Source organism: Helicobacter pylori (assembly GCF_003636935.1).
GTDB classification, from domain to species: domain Bacteria; phylum Campylobacterota; class Campylobacteria; order Campylobacterales; family Helicobacteraceae; genus Helicobacter; species Helicobacter pylori_CH.
The window spans coordinates 80,248-106,728 of the sequence record NZ_MVVH01000005.1; the positions used below are offsets into that span (position 1 = coordinate 80,248).

At 39.1% G+C, this 26,481-nt stretch carries 26 protein-coding genes; 15 read left to right on the forward strand and 11 right to left on the reverse strand.

From position 1 onward, the window contains the following. Positions 1–9 precede the first annotated feature (9 nt). The 6 genes from EAL87_RS04755 to EAL87_RS04785 form a co-directional block, all read right to left on the reverse strand. Positions 10–2,271, reverse strand: a complete 2,262-nt coding sequence (locus tag EAL87_RS04755; protein ID WP_120913314.1) for an LPS-assembly protein LptD — start codon at positions 2,269–2,271, stop codon at positions 10–12. Between the two features lie 2 nt (positions 2,272–2,273). Further along, entirely contained in the window at positions 2,274–2,753 is a 480-nt protein-coding gene (locus tag EAL87_RS04760) for an RDD family protein (RefSeq protein ID WP_120913316.1), read from the reverse strand. A gap of 40 nt (positions 2,754–2,793) precedes the next feature. Continuing rightward, the gene (purD, locus tag EAL87_RS04765) at positions 2,794–4,068 is read right to left on the reverse strand and encodes a phosphoribosylamine--glycine ligase (RefSeq protein ID WP_120913318.1); all 1,275 of its coding nucleotides are present in this window, start codon (positions 4,066–4,068) and stop codon (positions 2,794–2,796) included. Between the two features lie 312 nt (positions 4,069–4,380). Further along, positions 4,381–5,067, reverse strand: coding sequence for an ABC transporter ATP-binding protein (locus tag EAL87_RS04775; RefSeq protein ID WP_120913320.1), 687 nt, complete (start codon positions 5,065–5,067; stop codon positions 4,381–4,383). Then, entirely contained in the window at positions 5,061–5,765 is a 705-nt protein-coding gene (locus EAL87_RS04780; protein ID WP_120913322.1) for a di-trans,poly-cis-decaprenylcistransferase, read from the reverse strand. The genes EAL87_RS04775 and EAL87_RS04780 overlap by 7 nt, the downstream gene beginning before the upstream one ends. A gap of 40 nt (positions 5,766–5,805) precedes the next feature. Beyond that, the gene (locus EAL87_RS04785; RefSeq protein WP_162972611.1) at positions 5,806–8,646 is read right to left on the reverse strand and encodes an FAD-binding and (Fe-S)-binding domain-containing protein; all 2,841 of its coding nucleotides are present in this window, start codon (positions 8,644–8,646) and stop codon (positions 5,806–5,808) included. 71 nt (positions 8,647–8,717) lie between these two features. On the opposite strand from EAL87_RS04785, the gene EAL87_RS04790 reads away from it, so the two are divergent. From EAL87_RS04790 to crcB, 3 genes are read left to right on the forward strand one after another with little or no spacing between them, the layout of a single operon-like run. Next, positions 8,718–9,059, forward strand: a complete 342-nt coding sequence (locus EAL87_RS04790; protein WP_120913326.1) for a rhodanese-like domain-containing protein — start codon at positions 8,718–8,720, stop codon at positions 9,057–9,059. Between the two features lie 2 nt (positions 9,060–9,061). Then, a complete protein-coding gene (locus EAL87_RS04795) occupies positions 9,062–9,742 on the forward strand; it encodes a uroporphyrinogen-III synthase (protein ID WP_120913328.1) in 681 nt (226 codons plus the stop codon). Positions 9,743–9,788: 46 nt separating this feature from the next. Further along, positions 9,789–10,181, forward strand: a complete 393-nt coding sequence (crcB, locus tag EAL87_RS04800; protein WP_108267563.1) for a fluoride efflux transporter CrcB — start codon at positions 9,789–9,791, stop codon at positions 10,179–10,181. 46 nt (positions 10,182–10,227) lie between these two features. Here crcB and hemW read toward each other — a convergent pair whose 3' ends face one another. Beyond that, entirely contained in the window at positions 10,228–11,265 is a 1,038-nt protein-coding gene (gene hemW, locus EAL87_RS04805; protein WP_162972616.1) for a radical SAM family heme chaperone HemW, read from the reverse strand. Positions 11,266–11,359: 94 nt separating this feature from the next. Between hemW and EAL87_RS04810 the strand changes: the two genes are divergently transcribed. The 6 genes from EAL87_RS04810 (at position 11,360) to folP (ending at position 15,829) form a co-directional block, all read left to right on the forward strand. Then, positions 11,360–11,650 (forward strand): c-type cytochrome, encoded by a 291-nt coding sequence (locus tag EAL87_RS04810; RefSeq protein WP_120913330.1) that lies wholly within the window; start codon positions 11,360–11,362, stop codon positions 11,648–11,650. Between the two features lie 161 nt (positions 11,651–11,811). Next, positions 11,812–12,279 carry an RNA pyrophosphohydrolase gene (locus tag EAL87_RS04815; RefSeq protein ID WP_120913332.1) on the forward strand — a complete coding sequence of 156 codons (468 nt, stop codon included), beginning with the start codon at positions 11,812–11,814 and terminating at the stop codon, positions 12,277–12,279. A 1-nt stretch (position 12,280) separates the two neighbouring features. Continuing rightward, positions 12,281–13,498: an aspartate kinase gene (locus EAL87_RS04820; protein WP_120913334.1), complete on the forward strand. Its 1,218-nt coding sequence runs from the start codon at positions 12,281–12,283 to the stop codon at positions 13,496–13,498. Next, complete coding sequence (gene hobA, locus EAL87_RS04825; RefSeq protein WP_120913336.1) at positions 13,495–14,037, forward strand: DNA replication regulator HobA; 543 nt, start codon at positions 13,495–13,497, stop codon at positions 14,035–14,037. Before EAL87_RS04820 ends, hobA begins: the two co-directional genes overlap by 4 nt. Then, a complete protein-coding gene (locus EAL87_RS04830; protein ID WP_120913338.1) occupies positions 14,034–14,690 on the forward strand; it encodes a DNA polymerase III subunit delta' in 657 nt (218 codons plus the stop codon). Before hobA ends, EAL87_RS04830 begins: the two co-directional genes overlap by 4 nt. Then, the gene (gene folP / locus EAL87_RS04835; protein ID WP_120913340.1) at positions 14,687–15,829 is read left to right on the forward strand and encodes a dihydropteroate synthase; all 1,143 of its coding nucleotides are present in this window, start codon (positions 14,687–14,689) and stop codon (positions 15,827–15,829) included. The genes EAL87_RS04830 and folP overlap by 4 nt, the downstream gene beginning before the upstream one ends. 26 nt (positions 15,830–15,855) lie before the next feature. On the opposite strand, the gene EAL87_RS04840 is transcribed toward folP, so the two are convergent. Continuing rightward, positions 15,856–16,317 carry an HP1233 family protein gene (locus EAL87_RS04840; RefSeq protein WP_097716505.1) on the reverse strand — a complete coding sequence of 154 codons (462 nt, stop codon included), beginning with the start codon at positions 16,315–16,317 and terminating at the stop codon, positions 15,856–15,858. A gap of 391 nt (positions 16,318–16,708) precedes the next feature. Between EAL87_RS04840 and EAL87_RS04845 the strand changes: the two genes are divergently transcribed. The 5 genes from EAL87_RS04845 (at position 16,709) to EAL87_RS04865 (ending at position 21,783) form a co-directional block, all read left to right on the forward strand. Continuing rightward, a complete protein-coding gene (locus EAL87_RS04845) occupies positions 16,709–17,605 on the forward strand; it encodes a DMT family transporter (protein WP_120913342.1) in 897 nt (298 codons plus the stop codon). 3 nt (positions 17,606–17,608) lie between these two features. Beyond that, positions 17,609–18,856, forward strand: a complete 1,248-nt coding sequence (locus EAL87_RS04850) for a glycosyltransferase family 39 protein (RefSeq protein ID WP_120913344.1) — start codon at positions 17,609–17,611, stop codon at positions 18,854–18,856. Between the two features lie 77 nt (positions 18,857–18,933). After that, complete coding sequence (locus EAL87_RS04855) at positions 18,934–19,485, forward strand: DUF507 family protein (protein WP_120913346.1); 552 nt, start codon at positions 18,934–18,936, stop codon at positions 19,483–19,485. Beyond that, positions 19,485–20,612 (forward strand): glutamine-hydrolyzing carbamoyl-phosphate synthase small subunit, encoded by a 1,128-nt coding sequence (carA, locus tag EAL87_RS04860; protein WP_120913348.1) that lies wholly within the window; start codon positions 19,485–19,487, stop codon positions 20,610–20,612. Before EAL87_RS04855 ends, carA begins: the two co-directional genes overlap by 1 nt. Before the next feature lie 166 nt (positions 20,613–20,778). Further along, entirely contained in the window at positions 20,779–21,783 is a 1,005-nt protein-coding gene (locus tag EAL87_RS04865) for a formamidase (protein WP_025447606.1), read from the forward strand. Between the two features lie 79 nt (positions 21,784–21,862). On the opposite strand, the gene EAL87_RS04870 is transcribed toward EAL87_RS04865, so the two are convergent. The 3 genes from EAL87_RS04870 to alaS form a co-directional block, all read right to left on the reverse strand. Next, positions 21,863–22,120, reverse strand: a complete 258-nt coding sequence (locus EAL87_RS04870; RefSeq protein ID WP_120913350.1) for a hypothetical protein — start codon at positions 22,118–22,120, stop codon at positions 21,863–21,865. Between the two features lie 113 nt (positions 22,121–22,233). After that, positions 22,234–22,806: a septum formation inhibitor Maf gene (gene maf, locus EAL87_RS04875; RefSeq protein WP_120913352.1), complete on the reverse strand. Its 573-nt coding sequence runs from the start codon at positions 22,804–22,806 to the stop codon at positions 22,234–22,236. A gap of 1 nt (position 22,807) precedes the next feature. Then, positions 22,808–25,351, reverse strand: coding sequence for an alanine--tRNA ligase (gene alaS, locus EAL87_RS04880; RefSeq protein ID WP_120913354.1), 2,544 nt, complete (start codon positions 25,349–25,351; stop codon positions 22,808–22,810). Positions 25,352–25,469: 118 nt separating this feature from the next. Here alaS and EAL87_RS04885 point away from each other — a divergent pair, with 118 nt between their 5' ends. Further along, positions 25,470–25,700 carry an HP1242/YdcH family protein gene (locus tag EAL87_RS04885; protein WP_000468329.1) on the forward strand — a complete coding sequence of 77 codons (231 nt, stop codon included), beginning with the start codon at positions 25,470–25,472 and terminating at the stop codon, positions 25,698–25,700. Positions 25,701–26,481 lie beyond the last annotated feature (781 nt).

The window sequence follows — 26,481 nt, forward strand, 5'->3', positions numbered from 1 at the left end:
TTCCTTTTCTTACTTACGCTGTAAAGAGCGGTAAGTTACATTGGTTTTAGTGATCGGTGAAAAATCTAATTCTAGCTTAACATAGTTATTTTCAAACACTCTTATAGGTTGGTTGGGATCGCCGGTGAGGATAGGGCGTCGCTGGTTGACAAATTGAAAGCCAATCCCAAAACAACGGATTTTTTTGTAAATCCCCACATTCCAATTTAAAACCACATTGTTTCTAATGTCATAACCCACATCCGCGCTCATGGAAAAATAACCAAAGTCGTTGCTAAAACCCGCCTTTAAATAATCCGCAGGATTTTCTACAATGCTATTAATCCCACTGCTGAAATTGTTTTTTAGAAAATAAGAGAGGTTAAAGCTTAAAAATTTGCGTTGGTAATTGGCGTTCACAGAGATTTCTTCTAAGCGGTTTTGATAAAACGAATAAAAGACATTCCCAAAGATATTCAATCCCGTTAAGGGCGAAAACCCAATTTTGCTTTCTAAGGGCATTCTAAAGGGCGAAACTTTATCGTCAAGATTGATGAGTTGCGATATTTTAAAATACAATAACTCCTGCCCCCCTAAACCATAAAGGTATTGCGTTAGGGTTAAATCCACTGTCTTATTGCTCGCATTGATAGGTAAAATGCTGCTAGGATTCCACACGGAGTCATACAAACGCCCTTGATAATCATAATCTCTCAATAAAGGCGAAGTGTAGCTGTTTAAGGCTTGCGCGCTTAAGGCATACATGTTTTGAGAAAACAAGCCGTTTTTAAAGGTGTAATAAGGGATGTTGAAAATCGCTTCCAATTGGATCGTGTGGAAAAGCTTGTTGTATTCTCTGGCTAAATCCGTATTGACATACATGGAAAAATTTGAAGACACAAAGTTCCCAAATTCCCTTGATTCATTGGGGATACTTGGCACATAAGATCTTTTAGATTGCATTAAGGCCACATTAGACAATTGGAGATCATTCCAAAGCCCTAAAGACAAATACTTTTTAAACAAAGAAAATTGCAAGCCCACCGGGACATTCAAAGCGTTTTGCACATAACCATAGCCAATCTCTCTTGCGGTGTTTCTAAACTGATAATCCACCGAATACAACAAATTTTTAAAATACAAAGAATTTAAATATTTATGGTATTGCAAATTAGGGACAGATTGGAAAGTGCGGTTATTGTTGATTTTATTCAGGTTTAAAAAATACTTGATATTCAAGCCGTAATAATTGTTTTCTGTTTGCAAATAGTAATTCGCCCTAGACATGTGCGTGGCGTCTGTGATACGCTTGTTGACCTTTTCAAAACGCACATAGTCCAAATCGTTCATGTATAAAAAGTCAATGTAATGCCCGTTGTCAATATTAGACTTAAGATGGAAGTATTTTTGTAAAGTGTCCCTACTGGAGCTTAAAAATTCAAACCCGTAGATATTTTGATTCCTCAAATCGTAGCGTTTGACGTATGGAGTGTAATTCCTAAAATAACGCGCGTTGAATAAAAACCTGTCGTCTTTAGAGTTGATATAGCGCGCTTCAAAATTCAAACCAAAACCCCTTTTATAGCGGATTTGTGGGGTAAAGGTCATATCCCATGAGTTTTTGGGGGCTAAATAAAAGGGTTGCAAATAAATAAAGCCGTCTAAATTGGAAGTGCCAAACTCAGGGTATAAAAACCCGGTGGTGCGTTTGTTGCTAGTGGACATGAAAATATAGGGCAAATACAATACAGGAATATCACCGACATAGATCTTAGGATTCCACATAGACAAATGCGATTTTTGCATGTTGAATGAGCCTGAAGTCGCATTGACATGCCAAATGGGGTTATCAATGCTACACCCTGAAGCGCTCATGTTTTTCACCTTATATTTTTGATCCTTCCCGCTAGCAATATCCGCGCTCACCCAAATCCCGCTCACGCTGTCTTGGACATAAAAGGGGAAAATGATTTCATATTTTTCATTCAAGCTCAATTTCACGTAATCGGTTTTAACGAGCAAACCCTCGCCCCTATAAACCTTAATATTGCCCTCTAACAACGCTTCTTTAGTCTTGGTATCATAGCTCACCTTGTCCGCTAGAATATACACATCATAATTCAATAAGATCGCATTCCCTGAAGCGGTTATCACATTGTCTTTAGCGCTCACTTTATCCGCAAGGATTTCAAAAATCTTATGGTTTTGTTTGTCAAATCGTTGCATAGCGATTTCTTTAGCGTCTAATGCGCTCAACAAAAAAAAGACCGCCAAATACAACCAATAAATCATGATTAAAACAACACCAAAAGACTTTTGCTTTTTTCTTCATGCCATGCCCTATGATAGGGATTTTTAAACACCCCAAACCATAAAAAGGGGCATAGAAAAACCCCGATCTTTAACCCTAAACGCTTCAATAAAATAGCCCTACTGGGGCAATCTGCTAAATAAATATCAATAATCTTAATCCTAAAAACCAATTTAGCCAAACTCATCTTGCACAAACACACAAAAAAGATCTCATAAACGCCATACAAGATAATAAAACTAAACGCCACAAACGCGCTGTGATAAATGGGGTTAGTCAGCCAATATAAAGAATGCAAAAAATCGCACACGCCTAAAAGATCGCTCAATAAAAACGCCACTAACAAACTATCGGTTAAAAACGCTAAGATGCGCCAATACAAGGGGCATAGACGCATTTTTTCATGCATAAGGAGTGTTTCTATGATTTCAGTTTCTTCTTTTTCTAAATTTGGGGATCGCATTCAAAACAAACAAGACAAACTCTCTGGTTTGTCTTAAACTTCAAGAATATTCTTTCAAATCCAACACCTTAAAACCAATATCCTTGCGATAAAACATGCCTTCAAAATGCACCTTTTGAGCGATTTCATAAGCATGGTTTCTGGCTTCTAATAAGGATTTTCCTCTGCCAATGGCAAAGATCACCCTCCCCCCACTGCTTTCAAACACGCCGTTATCCTGCTCCACTTCCCCCAAAATCAAATGACCCTTTTTTTCATCAACCGGATCAATATAAAGGGTTTGTTTGGGCGAAGAGCTGGTGGGGTAATTCCTAGAAACAAGCGCCACACTCATCACAAATTCCTTAGAAAACACCAATTCAAGAGAATGTAATTCCCCTTTGGCTGTGGCCAAACACAAATCTAAAAGCGAGCTTTCTAAAAGGGGTAAAATCGTCTGGCATTCAATATCTTTAAAACGCACGCTAAAATCCAATAAATACGGCTCTAAAACGCCCTTTTCTTCTATAACCACAATTTCAGCGAGTAAAACCCCTTTAAAAGGCGTGTTATCAGCCTGAAGTTTCTCTAAAGTGGGTTTAAAGATGTGATTTTTTATTTTCTCTTCCAACTCATTAGAGAAAAAGTTTGCAGGAGCGATGGCCCCCATACCCCCTGTATTGACCCCGTTATCCCCCTCTAATAAGCGTTTGTAGTTTTGACAAAAGGGCAACAAGATAAAATCATCATTGGCTATGAGCGCTGTAACTGAAAGCTCAAACCCCTCTAAAAAAGGCTCTATAATCACAGACTCATTGCTTTGTTTGAAAGCGTCTTCAAGGATTTTTATCGCTTCTTCTTCTTGATGGACAATGCTTGTGTTTTTATTCAACGCTTTAACCACTAAGGGGAAAGAAGCGTTTTGAATGTAATTGAGAGCTTCTTTTAAATCGTTTGTTTCAAAGTAAGATGCACTTTTGATACCACACTCTTTAACAAAAGCTTTCATATAGCTTTTAGAAGCCTCTAATTTAGCCGCCTCTTTAGAAGCCCCAAACACTAAAATACCCGCTTTTTCTAGCATCTCTGTAAGCCCTAAAACCAAAAGCTCTTCTTCTGAAATGATGGCTAAATGGATCTGTTTTTTTAGGGCTAATTCCACGATATGCTCGTAATGTTCGCATTCCAGATTTTCGCCTAAATCTTGAGTGCCACCATTACCCAAACAGAAATACAAAGCATTCACTCGCTCATCTTGCTGAAGCCTTTGAGCCAAAGCATACTCTCGCCCCTTATTCCCCACAATTAAAACATTATAGTTGTTGTTATCTTTCATGTCTTTCCTAAAATGTGGTTGTTTTTAAACCCAGATGACCGCTACTTTTACATGCGCATAAGTTCAACAAACCTACACTAATAAGGCTAGGAGGATTTTCTTAGGGGCAGATTTAAAAAATGCCATCACACAAAAACCACTACCTTAGCCTAACTTATTTTTTCAACGAACTTGCCATCAATAAGAAACACGAATCATCCAGGCGATTCTTACAATTATACTTAAATTTTAAAGAAATTCCATGCAAAAATATTCCAGCAATCTGTGATAGTTTTGATTGGCGTTTAGGCGTTTTAAGAGAAACTGACTGATTTATTTCAACCTTTCTTTATACGCCGCTTCCAAACTGCTATACCCCTTTTTTAATTCTCCCACACCCCCAAAAGCCACCACTTTAGCTTCTTTTAAAAAAATCGCGCTGTCTAAATACTTTTCCACATCCACCACCAAATGCGTAGAGACTAACAAGCTTGCGTTTTGGCTAAACTCACTAGCGATTAACTCAAAAATCTCTTCTCTTGCAATAGGGTCAATCCCAGCCACCGGCTCATCAAAAAGATACAAAGAAGCGTTTCGTGATAGGGTTAAGATCAGCTGCAATTTTTCCCTCATGCCTTTTGAAAGGGCTTTGAACTCTCTTTTTAAAGGCACGCTGAAGCGTTTGAGCAAATTTAGGGCTTTTGATTCATCAAAATCGCTGAAAAAATCCTTGTAAAAAGCGATCGCTTTTAAAGGCGTTAATTTAGGATCTAAAAAATCCCCATCGCTTAAAAACGCCACGCTTTTTTTAGTCTCTATGCCGATTTTTTGATTTAAAATTTTCACTTCCCCTTGATAGTTTAAATTCAATCCGGCTAAAATTTTTAACAGGGTGGTTTTGCCCGCCCCATTAGGGCCTAAAAGCCCTATAAATTGCTGTTTGGGTAATTTCAAATTGATATTGTCTAACGCTTTTAAACTCCCATAAGTTTTAGTCAAATTCTCTATTTCTACTAACATTTTAATTCCCCGAATTTGCGCACTCTTTTGTAAAAATCGCTAATGATGTTTTCTAAATCTTTAGGGGTGAAATCAGGCCATAAAATCGGCGTGAAAAACAATTCCGCATAGCTGGACTGCCACAATAAAAAATTAGACAAGCGCATTTCCCCCCCTGTTCGTAACAATAGATCCACTTCTGGTAAATCATGCGTGTCCAAACGATTGGAAATTTCATTTTCTAAGCTTTCTAAAAGGTTTATATGGCTAGGCGGGCTTTCTAATAAGCTTTTAAACGCCCTTGAAAGCTCGTTTTTAGATCCGTAATTAAGGGCTAAAACTTGCGTAAAATCCTTAAAATGCCTGGTATCGTTTTCAAGCTGTAAGATCGTGTCTCTCAATTCTTTAGAAAAGCCCTCTAAATCCCCTATCGCCCTGAAGCGTATGTTATTATTTAAATAAGTGGATCGCTCATCTTTAAGGTATTTTTTAAGCATTTTCATCAAAAAATCCACTTCACTATTAGGGCGTTTCCAATTTTCCGTAGAAAAAGCGTATAAAGTCAAGCATTCTAGTTTATGGTTAGCGCACCAGATCGTAATGTCTTTAAGAGTTTTTACGCCCTTTTTATGCCCATAAGCCCTAGCTTTATTCTTTAATTTAGCCCACCTGCCATTACCATCCATAATAATGGCAAGGTGTTTGAGAGTGTTATCCAATGCCTTTACCCTTTAAAGAAATTCTTTAATTATACACCATTTAAAGCGTGCAAGCATCCACCAAATAAGCGATATGCTGCCAAGAAAATCGGGTTTTTTCACTCAAACCGATCTCGCAAGTGCTGGAAGTGGAAAAGCCCCTTTTAAGATCATAGGATTGGTAAAATGCTTGAAAGCCATTCAAAGCGCTCTCGTTGAGTTCAGGGGTAAAAAAGCCCTTATTCCCTGCAAAGCCGCAACAACCCGTTTCTTTATGGATAACAATCTCGCCCAAAGTGCATTTTTTAGCCAAATTAAACAACAACTCTTCTTTATTTTCTAACTTTAAAGCGCACATCGTGTATAACCCTATGTCTTCGTTAATGGGGTTGAATTTTAATTTAGGGCTTAGAACTTCTTCAATATAGACGCTCAAATCATAGACTTTCAAATCCTTGTAAGCTTTCATTTGCTTGAAAAAATGCGTCGAACATGCGCTATGGTCTAAAACGATCGGTATTTTTCCCTTATCGCTTAATTGCAAAAAAACCGCATGGTTTTTTTCATTGTTTTGTTTGGTTAAGTCGGTGTAATTGATAAAGGCTTTCCCGCAACAAAGCGCATCCAATCCATTAGGATACATCACAGAAACTTTGGCTTTTTGGCATAAGGATTCAAACACTTCTTGAACGCTTCTTTTATCCGCCATTTTGTTTGATGGAGCGAACGATCGGTTGATGCAAGTGCTGAAATAAATGACTTTTTCTTCACCCCCATGCGTTTTATTTTCTAAAGGATAGGCGTTGTTTTTGGGCATGTAATGAAAGGCTTTAGGGAAGGGCTTGATGAATTTTTTAATCCCTTTAGTTAGGCTCACTAAGTTGTGAGGGCCTATGAGATTTTGAACTAAGCGAGCGCTTTTTAAAGAAAAACGAGCCATGCTTGTGGTTGTTTGCATGTGATTTAGGATCTTTGAAGCGATCTTTTCGCCTTTAGGGTTTTTTTGATAATGCTTTAAAGCGATGCTCCCGGTATCAATTTCTAAAGGGCATAGGGTAGAGCACATATGGCACACCGCGCAAGTGGCGTGCGCTAAATATTCAGACTCTTTTAAAAGCTCATCTAATAAAACCTGATCTTCATTATGACCATGACTTACTCTTTCTTTTAAGCGCTCTACCTCTCTGTGGATAACGATTCGTTGTCGTGGCGTTAAAGATAAATCTTTACTGGGGCAAATCCTTTCACAAAACCCGCATTCCATGCACATGTCCAGATGCTCTTCAATAGGGTAAATGCTCTTTAAATTTTTAGTGTGGATTTCTTTATCGTTTGTGATGATCACATCAGGGTTTAAAAGGCCATTAGGATCAAACAATTCTTTGATTTGTTTGTGGATCTTATAGGCTTTTTCTCCCCACTCCATTTCCACAAAAGGGGCTACCATCCTGCCTGTGCCGTGTTCGGCTTTAATAGAGCCAGAGCTTTCGCTCACCATTAAAAACATCTCAGAAACTAAATTTTCAAACGCCCTCCTTTCAGCTTCATTTTCTAAAATCGGCGTAACGACAAAGTGCAAATTCCCGCTTAACGCATGCCCAAAAATAATGCTGTTATCCTTAAAGCCATGTTTTTTTAAAAGCCCTTCAATCGCTTTTGCCCCTTCTACAAAACCCTCTTGACTGAAACACACGTCTTCAATGATCACAGAGCTTTGGCTTTTTCTTTTTGACGCTGCGATAGGGAAAATGCCTTTTCTGATCTTCCACCACGATTGATAAATGTTAGGATCACTGCTGATTTGAGAATCTAAAACGACCGGTATCGCATTCAAAGCGTTTAAAATCGCTTGCATGTTGTTTTCTAAAATCAAAGGATCATCGCTTTCGCTTTGAATGAGTAAGCATGCGTTAGGTTCTTTGATTTCTAAAATCACTCTGGGCATGCCCTCTAAATTTTTCACACTTTTTAGGGACGCATAATCCATAAGCTCTGCTGAAGAAATCATTTCAGGTTGTTTGGCTTTTAAGGCGGCTAAAATTTGAGCGGCTTTGGCGCATCGCTCTAAATTTTCATAAAACAATAACGCACAAGTTTTATAAGCGTAGTCTTTCACGCATTCTAATTCCACGCTTGAAATAAAGCCCAAAGTCCCCTCAGAGCCTATGAACAAGTGGCTAATGATTTCAATAGGATCTTCAAAATCAACAAGAGCGTTCAAGCTGTAGCCGGTGGTGTTTTTGATCTCGTATTTTTTCTTAATTAAAGCATGCAATTCTTTATCTTCTAAAATCTCTTTTCTTAAATTCAAAACCCCTTCAATCAAATCTTTGCACGCGTTTTTGAAACTCTCAACGCTCTCTTGATTGGCCGTGTCTAAAAGAGTGCCATCAGCTAAAATCACTCTTAAGGATTTTAGGGTTTTGTAGCTGTTTTGCTCCACCCCGCAACACATCCCGCTAGCGTTATTAGCAACAATCCCCCCTATCATAGCGATGTTTATCGTAGAGGGATCCGGGCCTATTTTTTTATGATAAGGTTTCAATAAAACGTTCGCGTTACTCCCTATGACTCCGCATGAGAGCTGAATGCTTGTAGCGTTATTTAAAATTTTAGCGTCTTTGAAAAAATGCGTAGCCATCACTAACACCCCATCACAGATCGCTTGCCCTGATAAGGAACTCCCAGCCGCTCTAAAAGTCAATGTAACGCCATGCTTTTTGGCTAAAACACAAAGCTTTTGGACTTCTTCTTCATCTTTCACCCAAGCGACTATTTTAGGGATATAACGATAACATGACGCATCAATGCCATAAGCCAAACGGCGTAAATAATCCTTAAAGATCCGCTCGTTTAAAAACCTGCTCGCTTCAGTAAAAAAAGCATGGTAATTTTCTTCCACGCACACTCCTTAAACATTCCTATTTATCAAATCATTGTAACATAACATTACTTTAAAAATTAAGGATAAACATGCTTGAAGATTATGCAATCAGTTTAGAAGAAGTCAATTTCAATGATTTTATCGTGGTGGATGTGCGCGAATTGGACGAATACGAAGAATTGCATTTGCCTAACGCTACGCTCATTAGTGTCAATGACCCAGAAAAGCTCGCTGATTTTTTATCCAAACACAAAGATCAAAAAGTGTTGCTCCATTGCAGGGCTGGCCGTAGGGCTTTAGATGCGGCTAAAAGCATGCATGAATTAGGCTATACGCCCTATTATTTAGAGGGCAATGTCTATGATTTTGAAAAATACGGCTTTAGAATGGTCTATGATGACACTTGCGATAAAAAAGACAAAAAAAACTAGGCATGAGGGAGATTGTATGGGTGCATTCTCAAAGAATCGCCCCTTATAAGACTCTCATTTTAAACGAATTATGCTACTATCCCTTAGAATTAGATCCAACCCCTTTTAACGCTCTTATTTTCACCTCTAAAAATGCGGTGTTTTCCTTGCTAGAAACTCTAAAAGACAGCCCCAAACTCAAAATTTTACAAAACATTCCTGCTTACGCTTTGAGCGAACCCACCGCCAAAACTCTACAAGATCACCATTTTAAAGTCGCCTTTATAGGGGAAAAAGCCCATGGCAAGGAGTTTGTTCAAGAAATCCTTCCTTTATTGGAAAAAAAAAGCGTTTTGTATCTCAGGGCAAAAGAGATTGCCTCTTCTTTAGACACCATTCTTTTAGAGCATGGTATTGATTTCAAGCAAGCCGTTGTTTATGAAAACAAGCTCAAACATTTGACCTTAAGCGAACAAAACGCCCTAAAACCCAAAGAAAAGAGTATTCTTATTTTTACCGCCATAAGCCATGCAAAAGCCTTTTTGCGCTATTTTGAATTTTTAGAAAATTACACCGCTATCAGCATTGGCAACACGACCGCTCATTTTTTACAAGAACAAGGCATTCCAAGCTATATTGCCAAAAAGCCCTCCTTAGAAGCGTGTTTAGAACTGGCTTTAAGTTTGAGGGTTAAGGAATATTAAAAACATCTCATTATAATACTCTCCATTGATTTTTAAAGGATGATGCATGAATCTTGTCTTTTTATGGGCCGCTTTAGGGGGGGCTATAGGGAGTTCGTTAAGGTATTTTGTGGGCAAAATGATGCCCAGTAAATTTTTAATGTTTGAAAGTTTCCCTTTAGGGACTTTTAGCGTGAATCTCATAGGGTGTTTTGTCATCGGTTTTATGGGGCATTTGGCCGCTAAAAAAGTTTTTGGCGATGATTTTGGGATTTTCTTTGTTACTGGGGTTTTAGGGGGTTTTACGACCTTTTCTTCTTATGGGTTAGACACTTTAAAACTCTTGCAAAAATCCCAATACATTGAAGCCGTTTCTTATGTCTTAGGCACGAACATTTTAGGGCTTATTGGGGTGGCTATTGGGTGGTTTTTGGCTAAAAATTTTGTAGGCATTAATTAAAAAACGCTTCCTAGCGTTTTTATTAACGCTCTATTAAAGCAGAGCCTTACAACAGCCACAAAGCCATTTCATCGGCCATGAAAAAATCGCTCGCTATCAAGCGGTTATTTTTAATGAAAGCCTTATTTTCTTCAATCAAAAACTTTACTTTATTTTCATCTAACAAACCAAGCTCAACCCCCAGCACGCATCTTAAGCCTAAAAACAGCTTTTCTAATCGCTTGTCTTGTTTATTAAGCGTCTCAACTTGGCGTTGTAGGGGGTCTTTGATGTAGTTTTCTATGAGTTTTTTTGCAAAAAAGCGCTCATTCGCCACGCAGCCCACAGCCCCGGCCCCGCACCCTAAATAATCTTTAGCCCCCCAGTAAGCTAAATGGTGTTTGACTTGATAATTTCTAGCGTAATTAGACACTTCGTATTGCTTAAAAGAAAAGCTCTCTAAAACCTCTTTGATTGCATTGTCAAAATTAGCGCATGAGGGTTTTTTGGCGTTTTTTTCTAAATTCGTGTTTTTTTCAATACTCAAAGAATAAGCGCTCAAGTGGTTGATAGGGAGTTCTTTAGCGAGTTTTAATTCTTCTTTTAAAGAGTTTTCATTGTCTAATGGGGTGTTATAAATCAAATCAATGCTGATATTTTCAATCCCGCTTTTAAAAATAATCTCTATCACAGGAGCGGTATTTTTGGAATGTTGGCGCTCTAAAAACAATAATTTATCTTCCCTAAAACTTTGCACCCCCAAACTCAAGCGGTTGATCCCTAAATCTTTTAAGCCTTGACACCAGGTTTTAGTAATCAATTCGGGGTTAGCTTCAGTGGTGATCTCACAATCCAAGCTCAAGCGCGCATTGCGATAAATGCTCTCAAAAATCCTTTCAAAAGATTTGACGCTTAAGGTGTTGGGCGTGCCGCCGCCAATAAAAATACTTTCAATTGGTTCGTCAGTTTGCTTTAAGGCATGCTTTAAATCCAAGCACAGCGCTTGAGTGTATTCTTCTTTTAACCCATGCTTATTTTCATAGGAATTGAAAGCGCAATAACCGCATTTACTTTCACAAAAAGGGATATGAATGTATAAAATCATATTTATTTCTCTCATTTTCATTTCATTTTTAAGCAAAACTTAAACTTGTAATTGTATCATTTTAGGATTATTTTGGTAATCAAGGAGACAAACGATGAAAAAAGTTATTATGGCTTTAGGCGTTTTAGCGTTCGCTAATACCTTAATGGCAACCGATGTTAAAGCTCTTGCAAAAAGTTGTGCCGCTTGCCATGGGGTTAAGTTTGAAAAGAAAGCTTTAGGTAAAAGCAAAATCGTCAACATGATGACTGAAGCGGAAATTGAAAAAGAGCTTATGGATTTTAAAAACGGTACCAACAAAAATCCTGTCATGACCGCGCAAGCTAAAAAATTAAGCGATGAAGACATCAAAGCTTTAGCCAAATACATCCCCACTCTCAAATAAACTCTCTTAATTTTAATAGCGTTATTTGGGCGCTATTAAAATGAGTTTCAAACCCTTTTTTCTTAATTTTTGATTTTAATGGCATTCTTAACCCTATTTAAAGCCAGCATACACTATAATACGATCTTATATCAAACAAGAAAGAGCTAAAATAAAGACCTATGCTACATAAAAAATATCGTCCTAACGTTGCGGCTATCATTGTGTCGCCAGACTACCCTAATACATGCGAAATTTTTATCGCTGAACGCATAGATATTGAAGGAGCGTGGCAATTCCCCCAAGGGGGCATTGATGAGGGAGAAACCCCATTAGAAGCGCTCCATAGGGAATTGTTAGAAGAAATCGGCACGAATGAAATAGAGATTTTGGCGCAATACCCCAGATGGATCGCCTATGATTTCCCAAGCAACATGGAACATAAATTTTATTCCTTTGACGGGCAAAAGCAACGCTATTTTTTAGTGCGCCTAAAGCATACCAACAACATTGATTTGAACAAACACACGCCAGAATTTAGAGCCTATCAATTCATCCATCTTAAGGATTTGCTTAAAAAAATCGTCCCCTTTAAGCGTCAAGTGTACCGCCAGGTCATCGCTTATTTTAGAAAAGAGGGGTATTTATAGGGTGTTAATCGTTCAAAAATACGGCGGCACGAGCATGGGCAGCATAGAAAGGATCCACAATGTCGCCCAAAGGGTTTTAGAAAGCGTTAAATTAGGGCATCAAGTGGTGGTGGTGGTTTCTGCGATGAGCGGCGAAACCGACAGGCTTTTAGAATTTGGCAAGAATTTTAGCCACAACCCTAACAAGCGGGAAATGGATAGGATTGTAAGCGCAGGAGAATGGATTTCAAGCGCGGCTTTGAGCATGGCGTTAGAGAGATACGGGCATAGAGCCATTTCCTTGAGCGGGAAAGAAGCGGGCATTTTAACCAGCTCGCATTTTCAAAACGCCGTGATCCAATCCATTGACACCCAACGCATCACAGAGCTTTTAGAAAAAAACTACATTGTGGTGATCGCTGGGTTTCAAGGCGCTGATATTCAAGGCGAAACAACGACTTTAGGGCGTGGGGGGAGCGATTTGAGCGCGGTCGCTTTGGCCGGGGCTTTAAAAGCGCATTTGTGCGAAATCTATACGGATGTGGATGGCGTTTATACCACCGATCCGCGCATTGAAGAAAAGGCTCAAAAAATCGCACAAATCAGCTATGATGAAATGCTTGAATTAGCTTCTATGGGGGCTAAAGTGTTGTTAAACCGCTCGGTAGAATTAGCCAAAAAACTCAGCGTGAAGTTAGTGACTCGCAATTCGTTTAACCATAGCGAAGGCACGCTCATTGTGGCTGAAAAAGACTTTAAAGGAAAACGCATGGAAACCCCTATAGTGAGTGGGATCGCATTGGATAAGAATCAGGCTCGTGTGAGCATGGAGGGCGTGGAAGATCGGCCAGGCATTGCCGCTGAAATCTTTGGCGCTTTAGCGGAGTATCGCATTAATGTGGATATGATCGTCCAAACGATCGGCAGAGACGGCAAAACCGATTTGGATTTTACGATCGTTAAAACCCAAATAGAAGAAACCAAGCAAGCCCTAAAGCCTTTTTTAGCGCAAATGGATTCCATTGATTATGATGAAAATATCGCTAAAGTTTCCATAGTGGGCGTGGGCATGAAGTCGCATTCTGGGGTAGCGAGCATCGCTTTTAAAGCCCTAGCCAAAGACAATATCAATATCATGATGATTTCTACAAGCGAGATTAAAATTTCGGTTTTGATTGACATTAAATACGCTGAATTAGCGGTTAGAACTTTGCATGCGGTGTATCAATTAGATCAATGAAAAATTTCTACGACTGGATCAAGGAATTTGTGCGCGATCAAGGGGAGTTTATCGCCCAACAAAGCGGGTGGTTGGAATTAGAGCGATCAAGCTATGCAAAACTCATCGCGCAAACCATTTCGCATGTGCTTAATGGCGGATCGCTGTTAGTGAGCGCTGATTCTTCTAGGAGCTGGTTTCTAAACTACATTCTTTCTAATCTCAACCCTAAAGATTTAAAAGAGCGCCCCTTATTGTCAGTCATTGATTTTAACGCTTCTTCTTTCTACCCCAAAAACGATGCGAATCTCTCTCTAGCCACCATAGAAATGACTTATCAAAACCCCATGTTTTGGCATGTTGGGAAAATTGAAAATGAAGGCTTGAAAACGATACTACTGAGTAAAATCCCTAGTTTTTTATGGCTTTTTGAAGAGCTTAAAGAAGATTGCCTGCTTTTAAAAGAGCATGATAGTTTGCTGGATTATAAATTATTGCAACTCTTCAAACTCTTTGAAAACGCGCTTTTTAGCGTGCTATACAATAAGGTTACTCTGTGAAAAACTCCAACCGCCTTATTTATACGGACAATCTTGAAGAGAGCCTAGAAGAGACTGCAAGCCTTTTTGAACACCACATTAAATTCTACACCGAGATCCTTGAAAAAGACAAAAAAGTGATCAAAACTTTCAATAAGGATTTTAAAATAGAGCATGCCAAAGAAGTGATTTCAAAGGCCCACCTCAAACACAGCGAATTAAACGCCTTTTTAATCGCCGCGCCCAGTTATGGCATAGAAGCCCAAAACGCGCTTTTAAAAATCTTAGAAGAACCCCCGAATAACGTTTGTTTTATCATGTTTGCTAAAAGCCCAAACCATGTTTTAGCCACCATTAAATCCCGCTTGATCAAAGAAGACAAGCGCCAAAAAATCCCCCTAAAACCTTTAGATTTGGATTTATCAAGGCTGGATTTGAAAGATATTTATGCGTTTTTAAAAAATTTAGACAAAGAAAATTTTGATTCCAGAGAAAATCAGAGGGAAAAAATTGAAAGCCTGTTAGAGAGCGTTAGCAGGCATAAGATCCCCTTAAACGAACAAGAATTGCAAGCTTTTGATTTAGCGATCAAGGCTAACAGCTCTTATTACAAACTCAGCTACAATCTTTTACCCCTACTTTTAAGCCTGTTGTCTAAAAAGAAAACGCCATGATTGTAAAACGCCTTAACCTTGATGCGCTCAAAAGTGCTCTACAAAAAATAGGCCCAGAAAAGATCGCGCAAAACCACATGCATCAAAAAGGCGTTAGCTTTGTTTTTGAAATCCAACATCTGCCCTTAAGCGCTGCGCTCATTTTAAAACAAGAGGCCATCAGCGTTGGGGGCGATTTCGCCACGCCAAGAGATTGTATTTTAGCTAAAGAGCCTTTTTATGATGGGGTGTTGGTTGTAAGCGCTAACCAATTAGAACGCCTGATTGTTAAGTGCCATTCCCAACCCTTTGGGCTTAAACATTTAGCGCAAGAATTAAAAAGCCATCTCAAAGCCCAAAAACCTAACAACCCACAGATCATGGCAATCTTGAATCTCACTCCGGATAGTTTCTATGAAAAGAGCCGTTTTGATAGCAAAAAAGCGCTTGAAGAAATCTATCAATTACTAGAAAAAGGTATCACGCTCATTGATATAGGTGCGGCCAGTTCAAGACCAAAGAGTGAAATCATTGATCCAAGAATAGAGCAAGATCGCTTAAAAGAAATTTTATTAGAAATCAAATCCCAAAAACTCTACCAATGCGCACAATTCAGCATAGACACCTACCATGCCCAAACCGCCCGAATGGCTTTGGAGCATCATTTTTCCATCCTTAATGATGTGAGCGGTTTTAATAGCGCTGAAATGCTAGAAGTCGCCAGAGATTACAAGCCCACTTGCATTTTAATGCACGCTCAAAAAACCCCCAAAGACATGCAAGAAAACGTTTTTTACCACAATTTATTTGATGAAATGGATCGCTTTTTTAAGGAAAAACTAGAGGTTTTAGAAAAATACGCGCTTCAAGATATTGTTTTAGATATTGGGTTTGGATTCGCTAAATTAAAAGAGCATAATTTAGCCTTGATCAAGCATTTAAGCCACTTTCTCAAATTCAAAAAACCCTTATTGGTGGGCGCGAGTCGCAAAAACACGATCGGACTTATCACCGGGCGTGAAGTTCAAGACCGGCTCGCCGGCACTTTGAGCTTGCATTTAATGGCGTTGCAAAATGGAGCGAGCGTTTTAAGAGTGCATGACATTGATGAGCATATCGATCTCATCAAGGTGTTTAAGAGTTTAGAAGAAACGGATTAAAAAAGCGCCTCACCCTAACCCCCTTTTTAAAGGGTAACATCCATCGTTGAAGGGTTGTTGTAAGCGTTTTGATAGCGTTGTAAAAAAGCGTTATGGTTGGTAGCGTTAAAGGTTTGTAGGGCTTTTTTGTGCAAGCCATTCACCGGTTGTTTGGGAGCGTTTTCCACTTCTTTAGAGAATTTCCCGTTATAAAAATCCGTCAAACTATAGAGCGACTGAGCGGCCAAGCGTTTTTGGCTCTCATCCATTCCTGCCGTAGCCCTTAAAAAAGCCTCATACTCTCTATCGCTCATCAATTCTAAAACCAAAAAGCCGTAAGTCTCTCGCTTGTCAGGGTTGAAGGGGAGGTTTTCTGTTGGAGCGTCCTTTTTTTCTCGCTCTATTTTTTCTGTGTTTTCAACAGGAGCCAGGTCTTCTTTAGGAGCGCTTTTAGCGTTTAAAAGCCCATAGAGATTAGAATCAAATTGATTGATAGAAGAAACAGCCATGCGAATTTCCTAAAATTGAATTTTACGCTAATATTAAGCAAAATTCATTCCCTAATGAGACTAAGCCTCATAGCATGGGTTTAACAGAACAAGGGACTCAAAAAGCTTAAAAGAGTTTTCTAAGTGATGGCGTTCAAACCCTTTAAAAAGGGTCTAGGAGTTTATTTTCAAAAAGGATTTGTGTTTTTATGTTTTCATATTTCTATAAGGAGTTTGAAATGCTGAAGCTTCTAGAATGATTCTAGACAAAACAAAAGGTAAAACTCCTAGAACATTGTTATAGCATGATTTTACCAATCAATGCAACTTTTATGCTTTTAGAGCCTAAAAACTTAAGTCTTAATTAGAGATTTTAGGTTAAACTACCCTAAAATCTTTATGGGTAAAGGGCATGCGTAATACCATTTTATTTGGCGTTTCAATGATACTCTTGGCGAATTTATGCTTTGGGATCATGAGCGCGTTTGTTAAAATCACAGCGGATTATTTTTCCCCTATGGAAAACGTGTTTTACCGCTCCATTACCATGACGCTCTTACTCTTACTTATTTATCCTTTCAAACCCTACCGCTTAAAGAGTTACAAACAAGGCGGTTTTAAAAAGCTCGCTTTTAGGGTCGTTGTGGGGGGCTTGGCCATGTTAGCGTTTTTTTATAATATTGAAAAAATTTCGCTCGCTACAGCGACGGCTTTCTCGCAATGCGCGCCGATTTATACGGTGCTTCTTTCCCCTTTGCTTTTGAAAGAAAAACTCAAAAGAAGCGCGTTGATTTCCGCATGCATCGGGCTAGTGGGGGTGGTGTTGATTTCAGATCCTAGCGTGGAAAATGTGGGGCCGGTTGAAATTTTTATGGGCATATTGAGCGGGATCTTTGTGTCTTTAGCGTATATCACTTTAAGGGATTTGAGGGAATATTATGACAAGCAAGCCGTGATTTTAGCGTTCGCCTTTGGCATGAGCCTTCTTGGGTTAATGGGCATGTTCATTGATATTCCTTTTTTATCCACAGGCATTCATATTCCTAGAAAAGAAGACATTTTGTGGATTTCTTTAATAGGGATTAGCGGGACTTTAGGGCAGTATTTCTTAACTTATGCTTACATGAACGCTCCTGCTGGGATCATTGCCCCCATTGAATACACCCGCATTGTTTGGGGGCTGTTGTTCGGGCTGTATTTAGGCGATAAATTTTTGGATCTTAAAAGCTCTTTGGGGGTGGCTTTGATTTTATGTTCAGGCTTACTCATTGCTTTGCCCGCTCTTTTAAAAGAATTGAAAAAAATTTAAGCGATGCAACTAAGCCCCTTACAAAGTGCTCTGTTATACTTTAGCTATTTTATTTATCCAGAGAAAAAAATAAGAAGCTTTGATTTAAGCGATTTAGTCTTTATCGTCATGGTTTTTTTAGTCCTAGCTTTGGGGCTGTTGATGAGTGGAGAAATTTCTATCAGCTACAATGAAGCGAAAGACTTTTTTTATAGCAGCGCATGGTTTGTTCAAATCGCTCAAAAAAGCACCGCTATTTTAGGTCAAAACGATTTGGCTTTGAGGTTGCCTTTTTTGATCGCTCATCTCATTAACATGTTTTTATTTTATTTTATAGGGCGAAACATTTTAAAAAAGCCTAAAGACGCCCTTTATGTGGTATTGACTTACGCTTTATTGCCTGGAGTGAATCTCTTTGCGATTTTACTGGCTAAAAGCGTGCTGGTGTTAAGCCTTGGGCTTTTGGTTAGCTATTTGTATATCAAAACCCAAAAAATCCCTTATTTAACCCTTAGCGCTTGCGCGTTTTTAGACGGCGCGTTTATCCCGCTTTTGCTAGGGGTTTTTGCCTACGCTTTAAGAATACGCTACTTTAAGAGCGCGATCTTTACTTTGGTTTGTTTGGGTGTGAATACCGCTCTTTTTAGCGGGAGTTTCAATAAGGGCTTGCCTAGTGGGTATTTCATAGACACATGCCTAGAACTCATGCTTTTGTATTCGCCCTTATTGTTCCTCTACTACCCTTATACGCTCTATAAAGCCCTTTTGGATAAAAAACCATCGTTACTAGCCTTTATGAGCGCGAGCGGTTGGCTTTTCCCTTTGCTTTTGAGCATGCGCCAAGAAATAGATTTAAAAACTTTCGCCCCCTTAGCCTTAATCGGTTTGCCCCTATTCATTAAAAGCGTTTTGAATAGCCTTAGGGTGCGTTTAAAAGAATTTAGGGGGCAGTATTATTTGCGCGTTTTTAGTTTGTATCTTTTAATGCTCACTGAAACGCTTTTTTTATGGGGGAGTAAAATTTCTGGCGCTAATGAAAAATTATTGAACCGGCATTTTTTAGCCAAAGAAGTCGCTACAGCTTTGCAATTAAGGGGCATTCATCAAATCCGCACTAACGATAAACAACTCGCTTTAAGGCTCCAATTTTATGGCATTAAAGAAGGGGGGAGGTTAAGACTGATCAACACTAAGATTTCTAAAAAACGCCCGGATATTACAATCATCTACGCTGATAAAATTCTACAATCCTATAGTTTGGTGCGCCATTAACCCATTCTTTAAAAAGCGTTTTATCTAAAAAACGATAAAATACACTCTAAAAATAAATAAAATACGCGAGAAAAATCATGAGACTCAAACTAACCCATATAAACCATATAAGCCATAAGATTGCCAATGACTTTATCCATTCAAAACTATTAGAATTAAAAGCCCCTAGAGAATTATTGTGCGAATTGATAGAAGGGATTTTGGAAAAAAGCGTTAAAAAAGAAAACGCCATAGATGAACAAGCTAGAGAGCTTTTAGAAGAAAACACCGATGAGATAGAATTCATGCGGATGGATGAAAGGCAGCTTTTTTGGATGATTAAAAGACAGATCGCTCAAAAAGAGGGCTTTCATTTGTTTTGGGAAGAAAGGTGCAACGATTTGTCGCACCAGATTTTGAATAAAATCTTAGATGAAGATTTGATCATGTTTAGCGTGTCAGAAAATTTGATAAGGAATTTGATTTACAAATCCATTGACACCTATTCTAAAGCGTATGAAAACATTGAAAATGAAGTGCATGAAAAAATCAAGCATTACAAACGCAAACTCCCCGTAGGGAGCGATGAATACGAGCTTGTGTTTGAAAGGCTCTATGAAGAAGAATTAAGACGCAAGGGCTTTTTATAATGGTCTCTCTCTATTTAGAAAACGGGCTTTTTTTGCAAGTGCAAAGTTTTGGGGCTAGCGGTACGCAAGTGGGCGAGCTTGTTTTTAACACTTCTATGAGCGGCTATCAAGAAGTCATCAGCGACCCTAGCTATAAGGGGCAATTTGTGGTTTTTAGCATGCCTGAAATTGGGGTTGTGGGCGCTAATTCTAAAGATGATGAATCCTTTTTTTCATGTGCAGGGGTTTTAGCGCGCCATTACAACGATTTTTTTTCTAACTCAAGGGCGGATTCTAGCTTGAGCGCTTATTTAAAAGAGCGTGGCGTTTTAGGGATTTGTGGCGTTGATACCAGGAGTTTGATCAAAACCTTACGCCATCATGGGTGCTTGATGATGGTCGCTTCCACGATAGAGCATGACAAAAACGAGCTTGAAAAAATTTTAAAAAACGCCCCTAGAATTTCTCATTCCCCTTTAGTAGCTAGCGTTTCCACGCCAAAAATAATCACGCACCAGCACGTTGCTTTTGATTTCAAAACCCTAGATTACAAGCCTTTTGATGAAAAAACTTCGCATAAAATTATCGCTGTGTTAGATTTTGGGACTAAGGGCAATATTTTAAACGAGCTTCAAAATGTGGGGTTAAAAGCCCTTATTTACCCGCACCACACTAAGGCTAGCGAGCTGATTAAAGCCTATGAAAAAAAAGAAATTAGCGGGATTTTTCTCTCTAACGGGCCGGGCGATCCTTTGAGTTTGCAGCAAGAAATTAAAGAAATCAAGCAACTCATTAACGCTAAAATCCCCATGTTTGGCATTTGCTTAGGGCATCAATTACTCTCTATCGCGCAAGGCTACCCTACTTACAAGCTCAAATTTGGCCATCATGGGAGCAACCACCCCGTTAAAAACCTAAAAACAAACGCCGTTGAAATCACCGCGCAAAACCACAACTATTGCGTCCCTGAAGAAATTGAAGAAATCGCTACAATCACGCACCGCAATCTTTTTGACAACACCATTGAGGGCGTGCGTTATAAAAACGCTCCCATTATTTCTGTCCAGCACCACCCAGAAAGTAGCCCCGGCCCTAAAGAAAGCCATTATATTTTTAAGGAATTTGTGGAATTGCTAGAGGGCTTTTAGGGGTTTTTAAAACAACACCCATAAAGGTTGAAAAGCACTTTAAAAATAGATTTAAATCTTTTTATCAAAAAATCTCGCATTTACTCTAAATTAGTTCTCTTGTAATAGTATTCTCTCGCAATAATTATTATTGTTATTGCGACAAAACTTTTTAGAAGGAGTTATTATGGGAAGTATCGGTAGTATGGGCAAACCTATTGAAGGGTTTTTAGTGGCAGCCATTCAGTTTCCTGTACCAATTGTCAACAGCCGTAAGGATATTGATCACAATATTGAAAGCATTATCAGAACCTTGCATGCGACTAAAGCGGGGTATCCAGGAGTGGAGCTTATCATTTTCCCTGAGTATAGCACGCAAGGTTTGAATACCGCTAAGTGGCTTAGTGAAGAGTTTTTATTAGATGTCCCGGGTAAAGAGACGGAAGCTTACGCTCAAGCGTGTAAAGAGGCGAAAGTTTATGGTGTTTTTTCAATCATGGAACGCAATCCTGATTCTAACAAAAACCCCTACAACACCGCTATTATCATTGATCCGCAAGGTAAAATCGTTTTAAAATACCGCAAGTTATTCCCATGGAATCCCATTGAGCCATGGTATCCTGGGGATTTAGGAATGCCTGTGTGCGAGGGTCCGGGCGGATCAAAATTAGCCGTGTGCATTTGCCATGACGGCATGATTCCAGAGCTCGCTAGAGAAGCGGCCTATAAAGGGTGCAATGTGTATATCCGCATTTCAGGCTATAGCACTCAAGTCAATGATCAATGGATTTTGACCAACCGCTCCAACGCATGGCACAATTTGATGTATACCGTGAGCGTGAATTTAGCCGGCTATGACAATGTCTTTTACTACTTTGGCGAAGGGCAAATCTGTAACTTTGATGGCACGACTCTTGTTCAAGGGCACCGCAACCCTTGGGAGATTGTAACCGGGGAAATCTATCCTAAAATGGCAGACAACGCTCGCTTAAGCTGGGGCTTAGAAAACAACATTTACAACCTAGGCCATAGAGGGTATGTGGCTAAACCGGGCGGAGAACATGACGCAGGCTTAACCTACATCAAAGACTTAGCCGCTGGTAAATACAAATTGCCTTGGGAAGATCACATGAAAATCAAAGATGGCTCTATTTATGGCTACCCTACCACCGGTGGGCGTTTTGGGAAATAATCCCTAATCTTATATTTTTGCTAGAACCTGTTTTTAAAGGTTCTGGTTTTTCCCCTATTTTAATTTTTTCAATCAATTTTTACGAATAGTCTTCTATCACAGAGCATGCAAGACGACCCATAATAAGCACGAGCGACCAAAAAAGCGCATAGCCCACACAAAACCATGTTATTTTTGATAAAGACCACCACCCCATTGCGGCTGATAGAGCACTAAAATCTGTAATAATGCCATAGCCACAATAGATCATTCCCGCTAAACATGCCAATTTATGAGCATGGCAGTAAGCGCTAATCCCAAAACCACCATCAAGATTGATAAAAGAATACGAGACCAAGACCCCATGACAACTCCTTAAACATCAAATGCTAGAGTATATCGTTTTTTTTGTTTGTCAAGGGGGTCTATCAGTCAGATGGAGTGTTTTTAACGCTTATAAAACAATAGCGTTTATGACGATGCGATTTTAGCCCCTAATTTTAGCGCCCCTAACAAGCCTTCCACATTCAGCCCCAACCCCACGCTTAAATTCTTGCTTGAGCTTTTAATATAAGGCTTATGAAAGTCCTCTAAACGCACACAGCCCGCGCTTTCTTGCCACAATCCGCTCTCTAAATATTTTTCTATTTCGCTGCAATCAAACGCTTTTAAACGCGCTCTAAAAACCGATAGATCCAGCCATTCCAACACAGGAGAGATGAATGCAGAGCATGTTAAAACCTCTATTTCATTGCCATTTTGGCGTTTTAAAAATTCAAGGGCTTCTCGCTTGTTTTTAGCTTTTCGTTGCATGCGATTACCCACGCTCACCACGCTATCCGCCACCACGATAGTGCAATGGTTTGTGAGCAATTTTTTAGCTTTTTCTATTTTCCCCTTGCACGCCAGATAGACAAACTCCCTAGGGTCTGTGGTTTTTAGGCTTTCTTCATCAAAATAGAGTGCTTTTTGTTCAAACTTAATCTTATGCTCTTTTAAAAGATTCGCCCTAGCACTGGATTGAGAGCCTAAAACAAGCTCCATGCTATCCCTCTAAAGCTTTAAGAGCGGTATTTTTCGCTAAATTGAGCGCGGCTTGCAAATTTTCAATATCCTTGCCCCCAGCGCTCGCAAAATCGTCTCTCCCGCCCCCTTTGCCCCCTAAAATTTGCGCCACTTCATTAGCCCATGCGTTCGCTTTTATGGGGGCGTTTTTCACCCCGCATGCGAGAGTGATGTGCTCGTTTTCTTGTTTAAACACCATAGCGAGCAATCTTTCATGCTTACTTTTCAATCGGTCAATCATTTCTTTAATGTCGCCTTGCTCCACGACGCCCACCACCAAATTCACGCCATGGATTTTTTCAATCGGTAAATCCATAGAAACGGGGGCTTTTTGGCTGTTTTTCACGCTCTCTTTAAGCTTGTTGATGCCGGCTATGACATCGTTATTTTTCAATGCAATCTTAACGTTTTTAAGCTCTTTATTCTCTTCTTTAGCCAGTTGGTAAAAGGCTTTCCCACACACCGCTTCAATGCGTCTGACCCCACTGCTCACCCCGCTTTCTTTAAGGATCCTAAACCCCCCAATCAGCCCAGTATTTTCCACATGAATGCCCCCACACAATTCAATGGACGCTTCCTTAAAACTCACCACCCGCACATTTTCAGCGTATTTTTCGCTAAACAACGCTAACGCTCCCTTATCTTTAGCCTGATTTAAAGGCATATGCTCCACTTGGCTTGTCAAATGTTTAAAAATTTGAGCGTTGACTAAATCTTCCACTTTTTCTAACTCTTCATCATTGAGCGCTTTAGCATGCGAAAAATCAAAGCGCAATCGCTTGGATTCCACCAAACTCCCTGCTTGACTCACATGCGAGCCTAAAACCTCTCTTAAAGCGCTCTGCAATAAATGCGTCGCGCTATGGTGTTTAGCGATTTCTAAGCGCTCATCGCTCACTTGTGCGATCACTTGATCGCCTTTTTTGAGCGCTTTTTTGATTTCAAGAAGCGAAAAATTAAGCCCAAAAAAGTTTTTTGTATCTAGCACGATAGCCGCTTCTTCATTGTCTTTAAAAAGCGCGCCCCTATCACCTATAGCCCCCCCACCTTCTGCATAAAAAGGGGTTTTTTCTAATAAGACCCAGACTTCTTGGTGAGGGTTTGCTTCTGTTATTTCTTTAAAACCGCTATCAAAAAACCCTAAGGCTTTAGCAGAACATTCTGTCGTTTCATACCCCACAAAAACATTGGGCGCATAAGCGTTTAAAATAGCACTAAAATCAGCGTTATTTTGTTTGCCTTTCCATGAAGCTTTAGAGCGTTTCACTTGCTCTTGCATGCAATTTTCAAAGCCTTGCATGTCCACGCACGCCCCATGACTTCTTAGCATGTCGTTTGTCAAATCCAAAGGGAAACCAAAAGTGTCATAAAGCTTGAAAGCGATCTTGCCATCAAAGATTTTATTTTCATTCAAATGTGTTAAAGACAAGTTAAACAATTCCATGCCAGATTCCAAAGTCTCTAAAAAGCGCTCTTCTTCTTCAAAACATTCTTTCATTACCATTTCTTTAGACTCTTTCAAATACGCATGCGTGTTAGAAAATTGCTCGCACACCACGCCCACGACTTTGTATAAAAACGCTTCTTTCAAGCCCATTAAATACCCATGCCTTAAAGCGCGCCTTAAAATGCGCCTTAAAACATAGCCACGGCCTTCTTTATTAAAATGCACCCCTTGAGCGAGCAAAAACGCTACCGCTCTTGCGTGATCGGCCACTACCCTAAAGCTTGGCTGGAACTCGCTCGCATAATCTAGGCTTGTAAGCTCGCTGATTTCTTCCATTAAGGGCGCGAATAATGAAGAATCAAAATTATTGAGCTTATGCTCTAATAACGCTTGCACCCTTTCTAATCCCATGCCTGTATCAATGCTGGGCTTTGGCAAGGGGGACAAAACGCCATCATTAGAGCGTTCGTATTGCATGAACACCAAATTCCAAATTTCTAAAAACCTATCGCCCTCGCCCCCAAAATAATCCTCGCTCCCCTTAAAGTGTTTTCCGCCTTGATCAATGTAAATTTCACTGCAAGGCCCGCAAGGTCCGCTATCGCCCATTTGCCAGAAATTATCTTTATCGCCCATTTTTTTAATCCTATCAATAGGCACAAACTTTTCCCATAATTTAACGGCTTCATCGTCTTTTTCATGCACGCTGATGTATAAATCTTTAGGCTTAAACCCTAAATTTTTGGTTACAAATTCCCACGCAAACAAAATCGCTTCTTCTTTGAAATAATCCCCAAAAGAGAAATTCCCTAGCATTTCAAAAAGCGTGTGGTGTCTTGCGGTATAACCGACATTTTCTAAATCGTTATGCTTACCCCCTGCGCGCATGCACAATTGCGAGCTTGCCGCTCTAGGAATGCTAGGGCGTGGCACCATCCCGGTAAAAATATCTTTAAATTGCACCATGCCGGCATTGGTAAAAAGCAAGGTAGCGTCATTAGGCACTAAAGGCATGCTAGGATAAACGGCATGCCCCTTATTTTGAAAAAATTGTAAAAATTCGTTGCGAATATCCATGGGTATTCCTTTTTGTTGTTTTATCGCGTCTTTTAAGGCTATTTTACAGCTCTTTTAAGTTGTTTTTTTAAAAAGATAGTTTATTATACTTTAAACATCCAAAATAAAGGAGAAAACCATGTTCCATGAATTTAGAGACGAGATCAGCGTGTTAAAAGCGAATAATCCGCATTTTGATAAGATTTTTGAGAAACACAACCAGCTTGATGACGACATCAAAACCGCCGAGCAACAAAACGCTAGCGACGCTGAAGTCAGCCACATGAAAAAACAGAAATTAAAATTAAAAGATGAAATCCACAGCATGATCATAGAGTATAGAGAAAAGCAAAAATCCGAGCATGCTTAAGGTTTGGTCATCTTTGTGAAAACACGCTCAAACGCTTTTATAGGCGTTTGGCTTGTGATTTCATTAGTTCTACTAACTTAATGCCTTGATTTCAAGTGAAAGCGTTGAGTTGCTCTTGACTTCAATACTCTTTCGTTTTTTAAAATGGGTTTTTAAATTTTTTTATCGTTTTAACTCTCGTTTTATTGTAAAAATCATTTTATTGAGTTTTATTTCAAACATTTAAAAACGCATTTCCTTAAAGAGATAGGAAGTATTTGAAACCATTCTCCCCCTTTTAACCCCACTAAATCCCCCAAAAAAGCACTTTTTTAAGAGATTATCGCTTAACTTAGCGTCAAGTTTTCCACTAACACATCATCAAAAACGCTAAAAAAGATTTTTCCTTTTTAAAACTATCGCTTGCTTTTGGCAAGCTCTTTGATTGTTGGTTATAAAAAACACCTTTGAGTGTTTTTTATGATTAGCGTTTGAAAATAAAAACTTTGTTTTGTAAAAAGATTAAAAAATTAAAAAATCAGAAAAAAGAAAAAGATCAAACCCCCACAAAAAAAGAGAGTTTAAAAAAAGAAATCCCTTAAAAAAGGAAGAATTTAAAAAAAGCTTTAAAAAAAGAGAATTTAAAAAAAAGAGAATTTAAAAAAAAGAGAATTTAAAAGAAAGCTTTAAAAAAAGAGAGTTTAAAAAAGAAACCCATTAAAAAGAGAATTCAAAAACAAAGGGTTCAAAAAAGAGAATTTAAAACCCCCAAAAAGAGAGAGTTTAAAATAAACTCCTTAAA